This window comes from Salegentibacter salarius, from assembly GCF_900168265.1.
Taxonomy (GTDB): Bacteria; Bacteroidota; Bacteroidia; order Flavobacteriales; family Flavobacteriaceae; genus Salegentibacter; species Salegentibacter salarius.
Genome location: NZ_FVZF01000023.1, coordinates 1 through 18,007 on the forward strand (window position 1 = coordinate 1; position 18,007 = coordinate 18,007).

Genomic DNA, 18,007 nt, shown 5'->3' on the forward strand with positions numbered 1-18,007 from the left:
AAAAAGCTAGGAACCTACTATTAAGTGAAGCGGGAATAGCACATCGTAAACGTCGGTGCTGGGATGTGGAAGCCGTTTTTGGGAATATCAAGCAAAACATGGGCTTCAAGCGATTTATGCTTCGGGGAATGGAGAAAGTAACTACTGAAATAGGGTTAATCGCTATGGCGCACAACTTAAGAAAATTCAGTATAGCATAGGAAGGGGGCTTCCTTCCTTTTTTATCATTAAGAATATCTACAAAAGAAGAAGCGCTTCTCTCACAAAAACTTTTATCAATAAAAAAGGCCATCTAAATACTTTTTAGACGGCCTCTTTTTTATAGCCATAAAATTGTTAGGCAAATCACAAGCAGAATTATAGCTGGCAAAGTTTGTTTTAAACTGTCCTTAATTTTTAAATGCATCGCAATAGCACCAAGCATCATTACAGCCATCCCAATTGCAGCAGGATCTACCAGCATTTCCAGCCAAATGCCTGCCAAAAGCATTAAAGCTAAGGTAACTTTTATAAAACCTACTAGATAAACCAGTTTCTCCGGTAATCCGTAGGCCTTGAATTCATCTTTCATATTTGCCGCTTCTCCGCCCCGGTAAGTAGTTTTCTTATTGAATCGTAAGAGCCAAACATTAAGTATTCCCAGGCCAACAATTAGCTGAAGTATTATTTTAAAAGTTTCCATAGTTTAAGTTTTAACTAAAGATATAAATGTTATTATTTATTTAAAAACATTGAACAAAATATTATGTTTGTTTCTTAAACTTTTGGTAAGTAAATACTTGATAAGAAGGCTTTCTATTGCTGAAAAACCTTTTTTAATTCTTCTGAAATCTTTGCAGGTTTCTTCTTTTCCTGGTCCATAAGCGCCCAGATGGTTTTTGCTTCAACCAATACCTTCCCGCTATCTGCATTTTTTATAATAACGTGACGGGTAGACTTTACGTGAGAGGTTTCACCAACATAGGTTTGCAGTAATATTTTATCTCCTAAAAAAGCCTGTTGTTTATAGCTAATTTCGTGCTTTACTACAATCCAGAAAAATTTATCATTCTGCTCTTTAGTCGCACGCGCATCCCAGTGAGCCCTTGCTACATCCTGGACCCATTGTACATATTGAACATTATTTACGTGGTTTTGCTCGTCTAAATGTTTTTTTTCAACTAAAAAACTCTGTTCAAATATTTCGGGAGTGGTAGCCATTATTTTTCTATTATTTCTACTTCAAAAATCGTATCCCAGTTTTTTCCGGTTACGTAGAGTTTTTGGGTGTTTTTATTGTATGCAATGCCATTTAGAACATGATTTTGAAGATCTAGACTTGGAAGATTTGATAATTGTTCGCGTAAACCTCTAAAATCTATTACTCCTTCTATTGCCCCATTTTCTGGATTGATAATAGTAACGCTGGGAAACTGGTAGGTATTGGCATAGATCTTTCCTTCAACCCATTCCAGCTCATTGAACTTCGAGTAAATTTTAGTGTTGGTAGCTACCTGTATAAAATCTTTTTCAGCAAGCGTTTCTGCATCTAAGATCCAGATCTTTTCGGTGCCATCACTTTTATAAAGCTTTTCGCCATCGTTACATAGACCCCAACCTTCTTTACTTTGGTTGTAACCGAAAGTACCGGTTTGCTCAAAAGTGTCCAGGTTATAGATCAAACCTTCTTTTTCGCGCCAGGTAAGCAGGTAAAGTTTGTTATTAAGAATAGTAAGTCCTTCGCCAAAATAAGTGTCCTCAAGGTTGATCTTATTTAAAACTTCCCCGGTTTCAAGATCGAGTTTTCTTAAAGAAGAATTTCCATATTGCCCGGTGCTTTCATATAAAGTGTCCTGGTAAAATTCTAAACCTTGCGTATATGCTTCACTATCGTGTGGATATTCCTTAATTACTTTATAGGTATAAGCTTTTGGTGCTTTATTGTTGTAAATTTTCAGTTCGTCACTAATAGTATCGGTTTCTCCTTCAGAAAAAACGATGGCTTCCAGTTTTTGGCGTCCTAATTTTGTTTTTTCTAGAGAAACTGAAAATGAAGTTTCCGCGGTTAGGGTTTTTAAATATTTCTGCTGAAAAAACAGGCGAATAGAATCTATTTGGCGGTCTTTTAGATTTTCAATCGAGCCTTGAATCGTCTCGCCAAGTTGAAATTCAGTCTTGTTTTCGTCGGTTTTCAACTTAAAATAAGAAGTTTTTTTATCAGAATTACTTCCGCAGGAAAAAATAATTAAGCCTAATAATAACAGGCACAGGAACTTAAATTTATTCATTGATTCTTTGCATTAAATACCTTGCTAAAATACTTAATTCACTTCAAAAAATACTTGCGCAAAGTAGGAAAGATTGTATATTTGCAGCGGCAAGTCCCACACAACCAGCTCCTGCTGAATCCCCCAGGGCGGGAACGCAGCAAGGGTAGGCGGTCGTAGCGGTGTGATGTGGGGTGCTTGCCATTTTTTGTTTCTAAAAGGTTCTAAATTTTATCGCATCTTTGCAGCCTATGAAAACAAATGCATCTCCTCACAAAGTAGTGCTTATAACCGGAGCTTCTTCCGGAATTGGAAAATCTATAGGCGAATATCTATCTAAACATAATTTTAAAGTTTACGGTACCAGCCGAAATCCTGCAAAAATATCTCATCCACCTTTTACCATGGTTGCTTTAGATGTAACCAAAAAAGAAACTATTGCTGCTGCAATTGAACAAATAATTGCGGAAGAAGGCAAGCTTGATGTGCTTATTAATAACGCAGGTGTAGGAATTACCGGACCTATTGAGGAGACTCCAGATGAAGAAATCGCAAAAGCTTTTGAAACCAATTATTTTGGACCTATAAAAGTGATTAAAGCGGTTTTGCCTGAAATGCGAAAGCAAAACAGCGGACTTATCATAAATATTACTTCTATTGCCGGCTATATGGGCTTGCCATACCGAGGAATTTATTCGGCTTCAAAAGGAGCTTTGGAACTCACAACCGAAGCTTTTAGAATGGAATTAAAAGATTTCAATATAAAAATGACCAATGTGGCCCCGGGGGATTTTGCTACCAATATTGCGGCGGGTCGTTATCACGCGCCGGTGCTGGAAGATTCTCCTTACAAAGAACCTTATGGCAATACTCTGAAATTGATGAATGAAGATGTAGATGCGGGGAAAGATCCTTTTGTTATGGCTAAAGCAGTGCATAAAATTATTCAGGAAAAAGATCCTCGTGGACATTATAAAGTAGGGGAAGCACTCCAAAAATTTTCTGTAGGCTTAAAGCGAATTCTGCCCGATAAAGTTTATGAAAAAATGCTGCTTAAGCATTATAAATTATAAATTTGCGAACACAACATATTAACAAACAACTATAGATTATGAAATTTTTTATTGATACCGCTAATCTTGATCAAATAAGGGAAGCCCAGGCACTTGGTGTTTTAGATGGTGTTACTACCAACCCGTCTCTTATGGCGAAAGAAGGAATTACCGGAAAAGATAATATTTACAAGCATTATAAAGCGATTTGTGATATTGTAGATGGAGATGTTAGCGCTGAGGTGATCGCAACCGATTTTGATGGGATTGTTAGAGAAGGTGAGGAGCTGGCAGAATTGCACGAGCAAATTATTGTAAAAGTTCCTATGATTAAAGAAGGAATTAAAGCGATAAAATATTTTAGTGATAATGGTATTAAAACCAATTGTACACTAGTATTTTCTGCAGGGCAGGCTTTGTTGGCTGCTAAAGCGGGAGCAACATATGTTTCTCCGTTTATTGGTCGTTTAGATGATATCTCTACCGACGGTCTTAACCTTATTGCTGAAATTAGACTGATTTACGATAACTACGGTTTTGAAACCGAAATCCTTGCAGCTTCTGTACGTCACACCATGCACGTATTAGAATGTGCGAAATTGGGTGCAGATGTTATGACGGGGCCACTTTCTTCTATTGAAGGGCTTCTAAAACATCCACTTACAGATATTGGTTTGGAGAAATTCCTTGCCGATTATAAGAAGGGAAATCAATAAGATTTTCTGATTAAAATTTTCCAGAAAGGCTATTTAAAGAGGTATTAAGTTTAACGTCATCCTGAACTTGTTTCAGGATCTAACAAGTTAGAAGCTGAAATAAATTCAGCTTGACGTGGCGTAATCAGAACTCTTTAAATAGCCTTTTTAATTGTTCAAAAACTCCAGGATTTGCCTTTCAAAATTAGGAGTATTGAGCTGGGCTTTCCCATTAATTATAGTGCCGTCTGTATCCAGGAAAATAAGTTTATTAAGGTAGTTCTTAAGCAAATTGATATTAATATCGGGGGAGTTTAATTTATATTCCCTGTTTTTATTCATATCATAGGCTTGCACAGTATTCTTCCATGCTTGTTTAGAACCTTCATCAATATTTATTCCTACAAACTCCAGTTCAGGATATTTCTCCCTTAGGTTGGAAATAATAGAATGTTGCCATTTATAATGTTCGGGTGCTTCCAAGGACCAGTGATAAGTAACAATAGGTTTATTTGAAATATCTTCTAATCGAACTATTTCGTCTTCAAAAGTGACTAAAGGTAGATTACCGATATTATTTCCGGGGAGCAGGCTCTTTTGAATATTAGCCATTTGCTCTAGATGTGGAAGGTTCTCACCATTGTAATTAATACGATCAAGAATGCCTAAAATGCTATCGATCTTTTCAGTATTACTTGAAAAAATTAGGCCTTGAATTGCCAGCCGGTTTATAAAAATATTCTTGATCTCATTTTGCTCAATTAAAGAATCGGCAAGATTAATTCGGTATTGGATATTTTCTACAGAATGGAGTTCAAAACAATTAGAGTTAGTATCAAGTTCATCCAGGCATCGCTCAATAGACCGGGTTCTTAGATGGTCTTCAATGAAGTTTAGATATCCATAATATTCTTTGAGCTGGGTATCGTTAAAATTCAGGTTTTTCCGGTAGCTATTAAAATCCTCCGGAATTTGCTGGGCAAGTTCGTTATAATATTTTTTTACTAAAAATGTATAGCGTTCTCTAAGGTGGTAGAAATCGTAGTCTATACTATTATTGGCGAGTTTCAGAAACGATTCAGAAAACTGCTCCTTCTCGTTTAAAGCTTTTAATTTATTTTTTCGTGATTTCTTTATGGAATCGGTGATCTCGGCAAATTCGGTAGGATTAATCTTATAATAGGAAAGCATCAAATTATTGTTCCTTTCGTTGTTAAGGAACATATCGAGTAAAAAACTACTCTTTGCCGCTCCGGTACCACTAAAATTAAGAGACTCGTCAAATTGCATGGTATTTAACCACACCAAAACACTATCTCCAGGTTCCAAATACATGATCTGGTTTTCGGGCGGATGTTTAAAACTATAAATTCCGGGCTCTATATCTTCCAGCTTTTTCCCAAACTGATTGTTTTGATCTAAAAAAAGCGTATCAATGGTTTTGTTGTCTTTAGAAAGTACAAAATAAGGATTGTAGGGGTTCATTATTTGCCCTCCAATAAAAGTTCCTTCCTGGTCTTTTTTAGAGTCTGTGCAACCGGTAAAAAGTATAACTCCGATAAGAAAAAAAAGTAGATGATATTTCATGTAAATCTTAAGAACTAAGGGACTGGAATGCTGTTAAATAATGCAGTAGGAGCAAATATAGCCAGTGCCCTATATACGGGATGTTAACCGGGAGTTAAAAGAATAATAAAAACGTTAATCTTTAGATAAGTCTTGAAGATTGGTTATTTTTGCAAAAATTTACAAATTCTATTTTTATGCTTTCAGTATCAAATCTTTCGGTTCAATTTGGCAAGCGGGTCTTGTTTGATGAAGTGAATACTACTTTTACCCAGGGCAACTGCTACGGAATTATTGGAGCCAATGGCGCCGGAAAGTCCACATTTTTAAATATCCTCTCCGGGAAATCTGAGCCTACTTCTGGTCACGTAAGTCTGGAGCCGGGTAAACGAATGTCTGTACTGGAGCAGAATCACAACTTGTATGACGATACCCCCGTTCTAGAAACCGTAATTATGGGGAACCAGCCTCTTGCGAAGATCAAGAAGGAAATGGATGAGATCTATATGAAAGAAGATTTCAGCGATGCCGATGGGGAAAGAGTAGGAGTTTTACAGGTAGAATTTGAAGAAATGAACGGCTGGAATGCTGAGAGTGATGCCGCTTCTTTATTGTCTAATTTGGGAATAAAAGAACAATATCACGCAACCTTAATGAAAGACCTTGATGGTACTCAAAAAGTAAGAGTGCTTTTGGCCCAGGCACTTTTTGGAAATCCGGATGTGCTAATTATGGATGAGCCTACCAACGATTTGGATTACGAAACCATCTCCTGGTTAGAGCATTTCCTTGCTAATTACGATAACACGGTAATCGTGGTTTCTCACGACCGTCACTTCCTGGATGCCGTATGTACTCATATTTCTGATATTGACTTCGGAAAAATAAATCATTTCAGTGGTAATTATACCTTCTGGTACGAGTCTTCTCAACTTGCCGCGAGACAGCGTGCTCAGCAGAATAAAAAATCTGAAGAAAAGAAGAAAGAATTACAAGAGTTTATACAGCGTTTTAGTGCGAACGTAGCTAAATCTAAACAGGCTACTTCCCGTAAAAAAATGATTGATAAACTTAATATTGAAGATATAAAACCTTCCAGCAGAAGGTATCCTGCAATTATTTTTGAACGCGAACGGGAAGCCGGAGACCAGATCTTAAATGTAGAGAAACTGGAAGCATCTATAGAAGGTGAAACGCTTTTTAAAAATGTAAATATCAACCTTGCTAAAGGCGATAAAGTTGTAATTTATTCAAGAGATTCCAGAGCTACCACGGCTTTTTATGAAATTATAAACGGAAATCAGGAACCGGTATCCGGTAAATATTCCTGGGGAGTTACCACTTCTCAATCTTATCTTCCGCTAGATAACTCAGAGTTTTTTGAAAATGATCTTACTTTGGTGGATTGGCTTAGACAATGGGCTAAAACCGATGAAGAAAGAGAAGAAGTTTATATACGCGGATTTTTAGGTAAAATGTTATTTAGTGGGGAAGAAGCGCTAAAAACCTGTAAAGTTCTCTCTGGAGGTGAAAAAGTGCGTTGTATGTTAAGCCGAATGATGATGATGCGGGCTAACGTTGTAATGTTAGACGAACCTACAAACCACCTTGACCTGGAATCTATTACTGCTTTTAATAATTCGCTAAAGAATTTTAAAGGAACGGTAATGTTCACCACACACGATCACGAATTTGCACAAACAGTTGCAAACCGTGTAATTGAACTAACACCTGGAGGAGCTATAGATCGTTATGCTACTTTTGATGAATATATGAGTGATAAAAAGATTAAAGAGCAACGTGATAAAATGTATGCTGTAGAGGCTTAAAACAACTGAATTATAAAATAATAAATCCCGCTATCTGCGGGATTTATTATTTTGTAATAGCCTTTAATTAAAAATTATAATTAATAAAAATCGTAAAATTTCTGCCCGGTTCGGTGATTGGTTGGCGGGTAAAGTCTGCCTGGTTATTAAATGCGAAATTTAAATGGCTGTAATAATATTTATCAAAAACATTTAGGATGCCCACACCAATATTTAGGTTTTTAATAGCGGTAGTTCCGGCTTTTAGATCCATTAAACTATAACCTGGAGTTCTGGTCTCTCCAAAGGAAGGAGCAATGTTCTCCTGGTCTGCGGTGATATTGTAATAGATCCCGGTCCAAAACTTAGAATTTTCATATTCTACTCGTGATCTACTTACCAATGGTGGAGACAGCGGTAGCGACTCTCCAAGATCTTCATTTTGGGTGTAAGTGTAAGCCAGGTCTGTGCTCAGTTTAATACCGGACTTAAACACTAGTTCTCCCGAGAGTTCAAAACCTGTTTTGTAAGCATCATCAAGATTTCTAAACACTTTTGGGTGCACAGGCGGCTGATTTGGCATATTCTTTCGCGTTAAGCTTTCATCTACTAAACCAACGATATAATTCTCATATATTGAATAAAATGCGCTTACGGAGAAATTGAAATTTTCCAGGGCACCGGTATAAACTTCTTTTCCATTAAGGCCCAGTTCGAATTGATTATTTGCTTCCGCTTTCAGATTAGGGTTTCCTACATATTCATAAGGATCTCTTCCAATATTAAAAAAGGCAATATAGCGTTCTTCCATATTTGCCGGCCTGGTACCTCTTCCGTAGGAAAGTTCCAGGGAATAATTCTCTTTTAATAGGTGTTTATAGGCTACAGTTCCACTAAAAAGCTGTTCGTTGCGCTTTCCATTTTCCGGGTATAATTCAGCAAAACTTTCGTCTGGGTCGCGGCTTTCTGAAACAATATGATCTATACGAGCTCCAAAATTAAAAATATTCTCTTTGTTGAGTATAAACCTGGCTTAGGCAAAAACGCCATAATTATTTACATAGCTATCCTGCCAAACTTTATCCTGGAATTCCATAGGCATTGCTAGAGGTTCGCCTGCCATATTCATTTTAACAAGTCGTTCTCTTTGCCCATCACGGGAGAGATTTGTGACATCTATTCCAGAAAATAACCGCCACTTGTTGTTTAGTTTCCATTCGGCTTCCAGTTTTCCACCATAAGTGGTTGCCTCTACATTAGAAATTGCTTCAATTCGATTAAAAGAAGGACGCTGGTAATTGTCCATAATATGGTCTACAAAAGAATAGTAGACCTTTGCGGTTAAACCTTTAAATTTTCCAGCTTCAGCCCTGTAGTTATAATCCAGGCTAAAAATACTGCTATTGTCTTCATCGGTATCCATCATTAATCCCGCGTGTTTTACATCGCGTCCAAAGGATTGCCTGAATCCTGCTTTTAACCTATTATTTTCGTTGAAGGAATAGCCTGCTTCCAAATTATAACCCAGACTGCGGAAGGAGGAAGGAATGCTTCTCCCATCTCCATCTTCATAATCTCCATAATCTCTTTGGCTAAAATTCCCCGAAAGATCCCATTTATTTAGGTGGCCTTCCAGTTGAACCATATTTACCATAGAATTCCCGTTACTTTCGTATCCTGAAGAAATGTTGCCGGAAAATTTATCAGTGGTTTCCACTGCATTGTCGGTTACCATATTAATAATTCCACCCGAAGTATTTCCGTATCGAACGCTAAAAGGGCCTTTAATAATTTCAATTCTACTAACTTCTTCGGGATTTACCAGGGTGGTAATGGGATCCATCCGACTTGGGCAGGCATGCATCGCCTTAGTACCACCGTCAAATTGAATGTTTATTTGTTCATATTGGCTGGCACGCATACTTGGATCCATAGCGTAACTACCTCGCTTAATAAGTGAAAACCCGTTTATATCGCTAAAAAGCTCTCCGGCATTCTTGGGCTGCACCACCTTTTCTCTAAAATTAGTTTTTACCAGGCTTTGTGCAGGATCTATTTGTGGGTTTCCCAGGAGAAGGATTTCACTTATTCTAAAAGTGAATCTTTTCAGGTAGATAACCTCACCCGGTTTGATGTTTGACATATTTTGTTTTCGGTATTTAAGGTGACTTATCTGAAGCGTATCTTCTTCAGAAAAATTTATAAAAACTTCTCCCTTTTTGTTGCTGACAGCTGCTTTACTGCTGCCTTTAACCTGTATAGTTGCATCTTTTATAGGTTCCATACTAAATTCGTCTACAAGACTTATTTTAGACTGCGCTTGTAGCAATAGGGTAGAGAATAGGAATAATAATATGCTTAAAATTCTCATTTAATTCTATTTAAAAATTGATATAAGTAGATTGTATCCGCCGGTTTATACCGATGGATTTTTATGATAAATCTGAAAAAATTAAGCTTTAAGAGAAGGTGGATGGAAAGACTTTGGCAAGTATTGGTAGGTATAATTATTTAAATAAGCTACTGGAGTTTTTTCGTCTTTTGAAAACTGAAAAACTTCCAGTTGTTGCATTGGGTTAAAAAAGAGAACTAGTTGCCGCTGTAGAAAATCAAGATGTGTTGGTTTCTCCTTGGTGGTAGAATCCTGACTTAATTTGGAAATTTCACACTTTCCATTACATTCCAATTCAGGTTTGTCCTTATTAACACAGAATAATTCAGTAAAACTTGAATTATCTACCAGGTAGAAGCTTATCATAAAACCACTCTTTACGCTGTTAAACAGCATAACTACCGTGAATAGTAAAATGATAAATGTGCTTCTTTTTTCCATTTAAATGCAAAGGTAAATGTAATTGTAGGTATTAGAATGTGACTTGAATCACATTGAAGAAGAATTAAATGTTAAAATAAAAAACCCGGTATCATCTACCGGGTTTTTTGGCTAATTAAACTAAACTACAAACTATCTAAATTCTTTAGAACATTCCGCCGCCATCGGCTTCGTTATCGTCTCTTTGTTTTCTTTTTAGAGCCCTGTTTTTTCCGCCACCAAATCTATATGAAAAGCCTACATATACGTTCTGGGTTTCTCCTTTAAACCTTCCTTCTTGAGGTAAAGGCCTTCCATTGGTGAAGCTGAATTCCTGGGTGTCAAAAACATCATTAAAATTAAGGCTAAGTGTAGCTTTGCCGTCCAGAAAAGAATATCGGCCTCCTAAATTCATAAAATACATTGGGTCCATATCCATTTGCAGGTCTTTGGCTTTGCTTCGGTAAAACCCGAATAATTGAAAAGTCAAATTCTCGGTTGCTTTAAAACTATGGTTGGTTCTAAAAGTCCAGGCTGTATTGTCGGTTTCTAAATACTCGGTGCCAACCACGCCTTTTAATTTCTGGCTATATAAGTCTAAATTTGTATTGGTGCTCCACCAGTCGGTGAATTTATAATTGGTGCCAAGTTCCAAACCATAAGCATTATTATCTTCAAAATTGTCAAATTGCAGTAGAAGTGAACCTTCTTCGTTGGGATCTTCTATAAAAACCTGGCTGATTTCATCATTAATATTTCTGAAGAATACTCCGGCAGTTAAGCTTCCTTTTTTAGTGAATTTTCGGGTGTAATTAAGTTCCAGGGAATTGGTAAACTGTGGGTCTAATTCAGGATTTCCCGAAACAGTTAATCTTGGTGTGCTGATCTCTCGAATAGGACTAACCTGCCCAAAACCGGGGCGATCAACTCTTCGGCTATAGCTTAATTGATAGGAATTTGTTTCACTTGGAGTATAATTCAAGAATCCGCTGGGATAAATATTGAAGTATTCATCACTAAAAACATTTTCGCCCTTGTAAATTGCATCTACGCTAAAATTCTCCAATCTGGCACCAAGCTGGTAAGACCATTTTTCGAAATTCTGCCCGTAAGTAGTGTAAAAGGAATAAATATCTCTTTTGTATTGATAAGTAGCAGCGTCAAGAAAAGTGCTGGTAGTCGTGTAACCGTTATCGGTTTCTAAAAGTCTAACTTCGGCACCAACTTCCAGCTTGCTATTTTCTGAAAGAGGATTTTCATAATCTACGTTTGCAATAATATTTTCCCTTGTTTCTTTTACGTGATCACGGTAATCTGTGAAACCATCAGTGTCTCCTTCAAAGTTGAAGACTGAATTTTCATCTTCATCAAAAGTATTGTAATCTAATTCAAATAGAATTTTATGACCTTCTTTCTCAAATTTTCGGTCATAAGCAAAATTGTAGGTGCTATTAATATTATTGAAATTAGCATCAAGGTTTTGCGTTAGATTTAACTCGGGATTAGTAGGATAAATTATTCTTAGTGCGCCCAGAGGTCCGCCATCGTAATGGTTCTGGTTTGTGTAAAATGAAAATGTATTCTTGTCGTTCAGGTAAAAATCTACCCCAAGCTTGTATAAATAAGATTCTCTGCTATTGGTGATATCGAAAGCCTGACGGTAATTATCTTCGGTAAAATTAATTCGTCCAAGGTTGTTGCGATCCCCAAACTGGGTGCCGAAATTTCCGTAGAAATTCAATTTCCCTTTTCTATAATTCATATCCAGCGAACCGTTATAGCGAGTGTTTTCACCAATGGTTACGCCAGTATTTAGATTCCCGTTGAAACCATCGTTAGCATTTTTATGTAATACAATATTGATGATCCCACTCATTCCTTCCGGGTTATATTTAGCTGAAGGATTAGTGATCAATTCAATAGTTTTTATAGAAGTCGATGGAATTTGTTTCAGCAATTGGGCCGGATCCATATTGGTTGGCTTGCCGTCTATAAGAATACTTACGTTAGAATTTCCGCGAAGCGCAATATTACCATTCTGGTCTACATTAACCGAAGGTACATTGTTCATTATTTCTGAAGCACTGGCGCCGGTAGTAGTAAGATCCTTTCCAACATTTATCACCTTGCGGTCAATTCTTTGTTCTATGGTAGTGCGTTCTGCAACTACCGTAACACCCTCCAGCATCGCTACATCTGGTTCTAACTCGATATTACCAAAGTTGTATGTTTTGTGATCTTTGGTGATTTCAATTTCTTTTGAAAAGGGTTTATAGCCCATAAACTGGACTTTAAAGGTGTAAGTGCCATTAGGGATTTTATCTATGCTGAAAGTACCATCGGCTGCTGAGGTGTTTCCTGAAACCAGGTTGCCTTCCATATCGGTAATACTAATGGTGGCGTAAGGAATAGGTTCTTCCAGGTCGCCATCCATTACTGAACCCGAAATTTTGCCCACGGGTTCATTGGCCATTGCAGTAAAACTGCCTATACATAATGCTAAAATTAAAAATAACTGTTTCATTTTTTGATTGATTTTGATGATTAGTATGTTTAAAATAATTCCTTGTAATACATATTACTTAAATGTATTTCTTGATAAATTCATAGTTGTGATGAATAGAATTTATCGGTTTTGATCGATGAATAACCCCGTTAATTTGTTATACCATATACTTTGCATAACATAATAGAAAAACATCGTTTTTTGCAATTTTGATCTTTCTCCTACTATAAAGACGAGTAGAAAAATGAAATGTTACAGTATTTTCAAAAGAATTAAAAAAAGCCATCTGAGCGTTTTAAAAAATGGTCCTCCTGTCAGGATCCAAGCTGCTATTAATTAAAACAACTTAGAAGTTGATACTAGTTTAGCTGAACCACAACTCCCAGACAGCCTAAAGATAAGTCGCCGGTTTACTAACCATCACATCTATATTCCAGCAAGCCTATCTACACAAAAGACTCTGCTAAAGTATATTTGTTACACTTGGGCCTAAGCCTTAGCTTTGTAATATGGAGAAGAAAACATTAGTTCTTGGAGCCTCATTAAATTCGGCGAGATATTCAAATATTGCCATAAAGAGATTGGTTAGGTATAATCAACCTACAGTGGCAATTGGATTGCGTAAAGGAGAAGTGGAAGGAGTGAAAATTGAAACCGAGAAAATTCCGTTTCAGGATATAGATACGGTAACACTTTATCTTGGCCCACCGCGACAGGGAGAATACTACGATTATATTGTTTCTTTAAATCCACAACGGGTAATCTTTAATCCCGGAACCGAAAATCAGGAATTTTACGAAATACTTAGAAAAAATAATATTGAAATTGAAGTAGCCTGTACTTTAATTATGCTTGGAACGAATCAATATTAATCCCAGTAGGGTTAAGAAACCATTTAGAATTAAAATAAAGAAGCCAAATTCAAAACCAAACCACACCAGGCTATTTATACTAATTATATAAGATAAAATTGGTGCCAAAATCGCTACTATAGGTACAAGCTTATCTTTCACATTAATGCTGGTAAACAAACCAAGCGTATAGAGTCCCAGCAAAGGCCCGTAGGTATAACCGGCAAATTCAAACAATTTATTGATCACACTTTTATCGGCTATCGCATATTTGAAAATCAGCATTACTGCGATAAATAAAATTGAAATAGTAATGTGAATTTGCTTCCTGATTTTCATTTGTTTAGCCTCTTCATAGCGTTTTTCGATATTAAGAATATCAATACTAAAAGAAGTGGTAAGCGCGGTTAAAGTACCATCGGCACTGGAATACGCTGCAGCGATAAGTCCCAGGATAAAAAGAATAGCCACGCCAATTCCTAGTTCACCGCCGGTTGCAATAGCAGGGAAAAGTTCATCTTTAATGGCATCTATTCCGCTTAGATCGGCGTATTGCGTAAGTAGAACGCCCAGAATAAGAAACATCATGTTTACCACGGTAAGCACAATGGTAAAAGAAAACATATTTTTTTGAGCTTCTTTCAGGTTTCGGCAGGTTAGGTTTTTCTGCATCATATCCTGGTCAAGGCCCGTCATTACAATGGCAATAAATGCACCGCTTACAAATTGTTTTATAAAGTGATCACTGCTTTTCCAGTCTTCAAAAAAGAAGATTTTTGTAAGTCCGCTTTCTGATAGGTGATTGATCATTCCACCCGCTTTAAGCCCTAATTCATCTGAAACCACGATTAAAGTCACTCCAAGCGACAACAACATAAAAAATGTTTGCAGGGTATCTGTCCAGACCACGGTTTTAATTCCGCTTCTAAAAGTATATAACCAAATAAGGAATATAGTTGCAGAAACGGTAACGTAATATGGAACTCCCAGTTCATCAAAAAGAATAAGCTGCAGCACATTTGCGACTAAAAAAAGCCTGAAACTAGAGCCGACTATCCTGGAAAGCAAGAAAAATGAAGCCCCGGTTTTATAGGAATATTTTCCGAAGCGTGATTCCAGGTAAGAATAAATAGAAGTAAGGTTTAACCTATAATAAAGCGGCAGGAGAATAAGCCCTATCACCGCATAACCCACGGTATAACCCAGAACTACCTGAAAATAACTAAAACTATCTGTAGCTACTGTACCCGGTAATGAAATAAAAGTAACCCCGCTAAGCGAAGCACCAATCATCCCAAAAGCAACAATATACCAGGGTGACTCCCGGTTAGCTCGAAAAAATTCAGCATTACTACCCGCTCTACTGGAAAAGAAAGAAACCAAAAATAAAAGTCCGAAATAGGCGGCGATTAGAATTAAAATCTGGTAGGGCTGCATAGCGATGATTTTGTGAAGTGGCGAATTTACAAATTAAGCTTAAACTTTCACCCGCTTACTCGATAATCGAAATTAAATGCTCCGAGGCTTGCCTCGAAAATCAAATTATATTTACCAATAATAATGCTTCGTGAGCTTGCTCCGAAGTCGTTTACTTAAAATGAACGATCAAGAACCTCTGGGCTGGGCAAGCTCAAAAGACGTGGATCTGAAAATTATTTTTCAGTCCTTGCAGGACAGCATATTTAAATCTCGATTATCGAGTAAAAATCATAAATTCGCAATATGGATTTTTCTTCAAAACTATTGGAACAGGCCGTAGATGAAATGTCTCAACTTCCGGGCATTGGTAAGCGTACCGCTTTAAGGCTGGTATTGCATATGCTAAAGCAGCCCGAATCGCAAACCAAACAACTGGCAGATGCACTTACTAAGCTAAGAACCGAAATAAAACTTTGTAAAAATTGCTATAATATTAGCGATACAGATTTGTGTGCCATTTGCGCTAATCCTTCCAGGAATTCAGAAATTGTTTGCGTGGTAGAGGATATTCGCGATGTAATGGCTATTGAGAATACCGATCAATACCGCGGGCATTATCACGTTCTTGGCGGTAAAATAAGTCCTATGGATGGTATTGGCCCTTCTCAGCTTAGTATTAAACCATTAATAGAAAAAGTGCAGGCAGGAAAAGTAGAGGAGATCATTTTTGCCCTAAGCAGCACGCTGGAAGGCGATACCACTAATTTTTATATCTACAGGCAATTGGAAGGTACCGGTATTAAAACTTCAACAATAGCACGCGGAATTTCGGTAGGAGACGAACTGGAGTATGCAGATGAAGTGACTTTAGGAAGAAGTATTACCAACAGGGTTCCTTTTGAAAATTCTGCTAAAAATTGATATCTTTAAGTGAACTTCTCGCTACAAAATAAACAGATGGAAATTTCAGCATTTAAAAAAGCGATTATTGAAAAATTAGAGGGACTTAATGAAGCTCAACTGATTCAAGTTCAGGAGTTAATTGAAAATTTTCATCAACAAGAAAATATTGAGGAACCGCAAACCGATTATCACCTTGAGGAGTGGGATCTAATGCCTGATTGGCAAAAAAAAAGAATTGAAGATGCTGAAAAAAGTTTAGGTAGAGTAGCAGGAGTTCCTCATAAAGAAGTTGCAAGAAGAGTAAAAGATAAATATGGCTTCTAAAAGGGAAGTTATTTGGGCTGTTTCAGCCATAAAGGAGTTAGACAGTATTCTTGATTATCTTGAAAATAAATGGGGCAAAACAGTTAGTGAAAATTTCTTTAATACCTTAGACCATTCGGTAGAGCTAATTAAGTTAAATCCTTATCAGTTTCTTGCACTCATAAAAGAAAAGAGGTTTTATAAATGTGTGGTGACAAAGCATAATTCTATTTTTTATAGTGTTCCGAATGAAACTCTTATTAGGATTCTACATGTTTTTGATACACGACAGGATCCCCGAAAACTTCCACTTAATCAATAATATTTCTACTGAAAAATTTAGTTTCAGCTTATGAAATTGTAATTTTACCCAAAAGCGGATTTCATTTCTACGAGAGAAAATATATAATGAGAATTTAATTTATTGATTTTTTAATACTTTTAAACTTGAATTTTCATTAAATTCGCAAACATAAACCTTAAAATAAGCTTTCAATTATAGATATGGCAAAGTTTGAACTTAAGCTACCAAAAATGGGCGAAAGTGTCGCCGAAGCAACGATTACCAACTGGCTAAAAGAAGTTGGAGATACCATTGAAGCCGACGAGCCGGTATTGGAAATCGCTACCGATAAAGTAGATAGCGAAGTCCCCAGCGAAGTAGAAGGAAAATTGGTAGAAAAACTTTTTGAAGCCGATGATGTAGTGCAGGTAGGCCAAACAATAGCTATTATTGAAACCGAAGGTGAAATTCCTGCCGGTAGTGATGATGAATTAGATCTTGATCTTGACGATGAAAGCGAAGAAGAGGAGTATGCTGACGAAGTAGCTGAAAGTGTAGAGACTGCAAAAGAAACTGCGGGAAGTAAAGATTTTTCTGATGCTTCCAGGTTTTACTCTCCACTGGTAAAGAATATAGCAAAAGAAGAAGGTATAGACCTTGACGAGTTGGAAGAAGTAGAAGGTACCGGTAAAGATAACCGGGTAACTAAGGACGATATTTTAGCTTACGTTGAGAACCGTGAGAAAGGAACTTCTGCCAAGCAAAAGCCAAAGGCAAAACAAGCACCTTCTGCAGATACCGGCAAAATGGCCAGCGCCAAAGCCGAGTCTGAAAAAGTAGTTCCTTCAGGAGAAGATGAAATTATAGAAATGAGCCGAATGGGTAAAATGATCGCACACCATATGGTTGATAGCGCTCAAACTTCAGCTCACGTTCAATCTTTTATAGAGGTAGATGTTACCAATATCTGGAACTGGAGAAACAAGCACAAAAACGATTTTCAGAAGAAAGAAGGAGAAAAACTTACGTTTACTCCAATTTTTATGGAGGCCGTGGCAAAAGCTATTCGTGATTTCCCATTGATCAATATCTCGGTAGATGGCGATAAGATCATTAAGAAGAAAAATATTAATCTTGGGATGGCTGCAGCTCTTCCAGATGGAAATTTAATAGTGCCGGTAATTAGAAATGCTGATCAACTTAACCTTGTTGGCCTTGCTAAAAAGGTAAATGATCTTGCAAACCGTGCACGCCAGAATAAATTAAAGCCAGACGATATTCAGGGTGGAACTTATACCGTAACCAACGTAGGAACTTTTGGAAGTATTATGGGAACGCCTATAATTAACCAACCGCAAGTTGCAATTCTTGCCCTGGGAGCCATTAGAAAAGTACCCGCAGTAATAGAAACTCCAGATGGCGATTTTATAGGAATTCGTTACAAGATGTTCCTTTCGCACAGTTATGATCACAGGGTTGTAAATGGAGCGCTTGGAGGCCAATTTGTACAACGTGTAGCGCAATATCTTGAAGGATTTGACAAGGATCGAGAGATATAAATTC

At 37.1% G+C, this 18,007-nt stretch carries 18 protein-coding genes and 1 other RNA gene; 10 read left to right on the forward strand and 9 right to left on the reverse strand.

Features of this window, described 5'->3' with window-relative positions:
* The coding region (locus B5440_RS12105) for a transposase (RefSeq protein ID WP_143533311.1) at positions 1-200 on the forward strand (200 nt) is incomplete at its 5' end.
* Positions 201-319: 119 nt separating this feature from the next.
* Here B5440_RS12105 and B5440_RS12110 read toward each other — a convergent pair.
* The 3 genes from B5440_RS12110 to B5440_RS12120 all read right to left on the reverse strand — a co-directional run bounded on the left by B5440_RS12110 (position 320) and on the right by B5440_RS12120 (position 2,267).
* A complete protein-coding gene (locus tag B5440_RS12110) occupies positions 320-682 on the reverse strand; it encodes a DoxX family protein (RefSeq protein ID WP_070054130.1) in 363 nt (120 codons plus the stop codon).
* Between the two features lie 113 nt (positions 683-795).
* Positions 796-1,200, reverse strand: coding sequence for an acyl-CoA thioesterase (locus tag B5440_RS12115; protein WP_070054129.1), 405 nt, complete (start codon positions 1,198-1,200; stop codon positions 796-798).
* A complete protein-coding gene (locus B5440_RS12120) occupies positions 1,200-2,267 on the reverse strand; it encodes a glutaminyl-peptide cyclotransferase (protein ID WP_070054128.1) in 1,068 nt (355 codons plus the stop codon). The genes B5440_RS12115 and B5440_RS12120 overlap by 1 nt, the downstream gene beginning before the upstream one ends.
* A gap of 87 nt (positions 2,268-2,354) precedes the next feature.
* On the opposite strand from B5440_RS12120, the gene ffs reads away from it, so the two are divergent.
* From ffs to fsa, 3 genes are all read left to right on the forward strand, one after another.
* An RNA gene (gene ffs, locus B5440_RS12125) (signal recognition particle sRNA small type) lies at positions 2,355-2,453 on the forward strand.
* A 44-nt stretch (positions 2,454-2,497) separates the two neighbouring features.
* Positions 2,498-3,319: an SDR family oxidoreductase gene (locus B5440_RS12130; protein ID WP_070054127.1), complete on the forward strand. Its 822-nt coding sequence runs from the start codon at positions 2,498-2,500 to the stop codon at positions 3,317-3,319.
* 38 nt (positions 3,320-3,357) lie between these two features.
* The gene (gene fsa / locus B5440_RS12135) at positions 3,358-4,014 is read left to right on the forward strand and encodes a fructose-6-phosphate aldolase (RefSeq protein WP_070054126.1); all 657 of its coding nucleotides are present in this window, start codon (positions 3,358-3,360) and stop codon (positions 4,012-4,014) included.
* Positions 4,015-4,161: 147 nt separating this feature from the next.
* Here the strand turns inward: fsa and B5440_RS12140 are convergent, their stop codons facing one another.
* Positions 4,162-5,580: a TlpA family protein disulfide reductase gene (locus tag B5440_RS12140; protein WP_070054125.1), complete on the reverse strand. Its 1,419-nt coding sequence runs from the start codon at positions 5,578-5,580 to the stop codon at positions 4,162-4,164.
* A 176-nt stretch (positions 5,581-5,756) separates the two neighbouring features.
* Between B5440_RS12140 and B5440_RS12145 the strand changes: the two genes are divergently transcribed.
* On the forward strand, positions 5,757-7,388 hold the full coding sequence (locus B5440_RS12145; protein ID WP_057480140.1) for an ABC-F family ATP-binding cassette domain-containing protein: 1,632 nt from the start codon (positions 5,757-5,759) through the stop codon (positions 7,386-7,388).
* A gap of 67 nt (positions 7,389-7,455) precedes the next feature.
* Here the strand turns inward: B5440_RS12145 and B5440_RS12150 are convergent, their stop codons facing one another.
* The 4 genes from B5440_RS12150 to B5440_RS12165 form a co-directional block, all read right to left on the reverse strand.
* Positions 7,456-8,391, reverse strand: coding sequence for a TonB-dependent receptor domain-containing protein (locus tag B5440_RS12150; protein WP_079711140.1), 936 nt, complete (start codon positions 8,389-8,391; stop codon positions 7,456-7,458).
* Between the two features lie 9 nt (positions 8,392-8,400).
* Positions 8,401-9,738, reverse strand: a complete 1,338-nt coding sequence (locus B5440_RS12155) for a TonB-dependent receptor plug domain-containing protein (protein WP_079711141.1) — start codon at positions 9,736-9,738, stop codon at positions 8,401-8,403.
* An 81-nt stretch (positions 9,739-9,819) separates the two neighbouring features.
* Positions 9,820-10,125 (reverse strand): hypothetical protein, encoded by a 306-nt coding sequence (locus B5440_RS12160; RefSeq protein ID WP_141728126.1) that lies wholly within the window; start codon positions 10,123-10,125, stop codon positions 9,820-9,822.
* Positions 10,126-10,345: 220 nt separating this feature from the next.
* Positions 10,346-12,703 carry a TonB-dependent receptor gene (locus B5440_RS12165; RefSeq protein ID WP_070054123.1) on the reverse strand — a complete coding sequence of 786 codons (2,358 nt, stop codon included), beginning with the start codon at positions 12,701-12,703 and terminating at the stop codon, positions 10,346-10,348.
* Between the two features lie 491 nt (positions 12,704-13,194).
* Between B5440_RS12165 and B5440_RS12170 the strand changes: the two genes are divergently transcribed.
* Positions 13,195-13,557, forward strand: a complete 363-nt coding sequence (locus B5440_RS12170; protein ID WP_070054122.1) for a CoA-binding protein — start codon at positions 13,195-13,197, stop codon at positions 13,555-13,557.
* Here B5440_RS12170 and B5440_RS12175 read toward each other — a convergent pair.
* Positions 13,528-14,973: a sodium:solute symporter gene (locus tag B5440_RS12175; RefSeq protein WP_070054121.1), complete on the reverse strand. Its 1,446-nt coding sequence runs from the start codon at positions 14,971-14,973 to the stop codon at positions 13,528-13,530. The genes B5440_RS12170 and B5440_RS12175 overlap by 30 nt on opposite strands.
* 285 nt (positions 14,974-15,258) lie before the next feature.
* On the opposite strand from B5440_RS12175, the gene recR reads away from it, so the two are divergent.
* The 4 genes from recR (at position 15,259) to B5440_RS12195 (ending at position 18,003) form a co-directional block, all read left to right on the forward strand.
* On the forward strand, positions 15,259-15,876 hold the full coding sequence (gene recR, locus B5440_RS12180; protein WP_070054120.1) for a recombination mediator RecR: 618 nt from the start codon (positions 15,259-15,261) through the stop codon (positions 15,874-15,876).
* Between the two features lie 36 nt (positions 15,877-15,912).
* Positions 15,913-16,182 (forward strand): hypothetical protein, encoded by a 270-nt coding sequence (locus tag B5440_RS12185; protein ID WP_070054119.1) that lies wholly within the window; start codon positions 15,913-15,915, stop codon positions 16,180-16,182.
* Positions 16,172-16,483 (forward strand): type II toxin-antitoxin system RelE/ParE family toxin, encoded by a 312-nt coding sequence (locus B5440_RS12190; RefSeq protein WP_070054118.1) that lies wholly within the window; start codon positions 16,172-16,174, stop codon positions 16,481-16,483. Before B5440_RS12185 ends, B5440_RS12190 begins: the two co-directional genes overlap by 11 nt.
* 182 nt (positions 16,484-16,665) lie before the next feature.
* Complete coding sequence (locus B5440_RS12195) at positions 16,666-18,003, forward strand: dihydrolipoamide acetyltransferase family protein (protein ID WP_070054117.1); 1,338 nt, start codon at positions 16,666-16,668, stop codon at positions 18,001-18,003.
* Positions 18,004-18,007 lie beyond the last annotated feature (4 nt).

Excerpts from the sequence above, each read along its gene's own strand:
- B5440_RS12110 (WP_070054130.1), bottom strand. The coding sequence starts at position 682 with ATGGAAACTTTTAAAATAATACTTCAGCTAATTGTTGGCCTGGGAATA.
- B5440_RS12115 (WP_070054129.1), bottom strand. The coding sequence starts at position 1,200 with ATGGCTACCACTCCCGAAATATTTGAACAGAGTTTTTTAGTTGAAAAA.
- B5440_RS12120 (WP_070054128.1), bottom strand. The coding sequence starts at position 2,267 with ATGAATAAATTTAAGTTCCTGTGCCTGTTATTATTAGGCTTAATTATT.
- B5440_RS12130 (WP_070054127.1), top strand. The coding sequence starts at position 2,498 with ATGAAAACAAATGCATCTCCTCACAAAGTAGTGCTTATAACCGGAGCT.
- fsa (WP_070054126.1), top strand. The coding sequence starts at position 3,358 with ATGAAATTTTTTATTGATACCGCTAATCTTGATCAAATAAGGGAAGCC.
- B5440_RS12140 (WP_070054125.1), bottom strand. The coding sequence starts at position 5,580 with ATGAAATATCATCTACTTTTTTTTCTTATCGGAGTTATACTTTTTACC.
- B5440_RS12145 (WP_057480140.1), top strand. The coding sequence starts at position 5,757 with ATGCTTTCAGTATCAAATCTTTCGGTTCAATTTGGCAAGCGGGTCTTG.
- B5440_RS12155 (WP_079711141.1), bottom strand. The coding sequence starts at position 9,738 with ATGAGAATTTTAAGCATATTATTATTCCTATTCTCTACCCTATTGCTA.
- B5440_RS12160 (WP_141728126.1), bottom strand. The coding sequence starts at position 10,125 with ATGATAAGCTTCTACCTGGTAGATAATTCAAGTTTTACTGAATTATTC.
- B5440_RS12165 (WP_070054123.1), bottom strand. The coding sequence starts at position 12,703 with ATGAAACAGTTATTTTTAATTTTAGCATTATGTATAGGCAGTTTTACT.
- B5440_RS12170 (WP_070054122.1), top strand. The coding sequence starts at position 13,195 with ATGGAGAAGAAAACATTAGTTCTTGGAGCCTCATTAAATTCGGCGAGA.
- B5440_RS12175 (WP_070054121.1), bottom strand. The coding sequence starts at position 14,973 with ATGCAGCCCTACCAGATTTTAATTCTAATCGCCGCCTATTTCGGACTT.
- recR (WP_070054120.1), top strand. The coding sequence starts at position 15,259 with ATGGATTTTTCTTCAAAACTATTGGAACAGGCCGTAGATGAAATGTCT.
- B5440_RS12185 (WP_070054119.1), top strand. The coding sequence starts at position 15,913 with ATGGAAATTTCAGCATTTAAAAAAGCGATTATTGAAAAATTAGAGGGA.
- B5440_RS12190 (WP_070054118.1), top strand. The coding sequence starts at position 16,172 with ATGGCTTCTAAAAGGGAAGTTATTTGGGCTGTTTCAGCCATAAAGGAG.
- B5440_RS12195 (WP_070054117.1), top strand. The coding sequence starts at position 16,666 with ATGGCAAAGTTTGAACTTAAGCTACCAAAAATGGGCGAAAGTGTCGCC.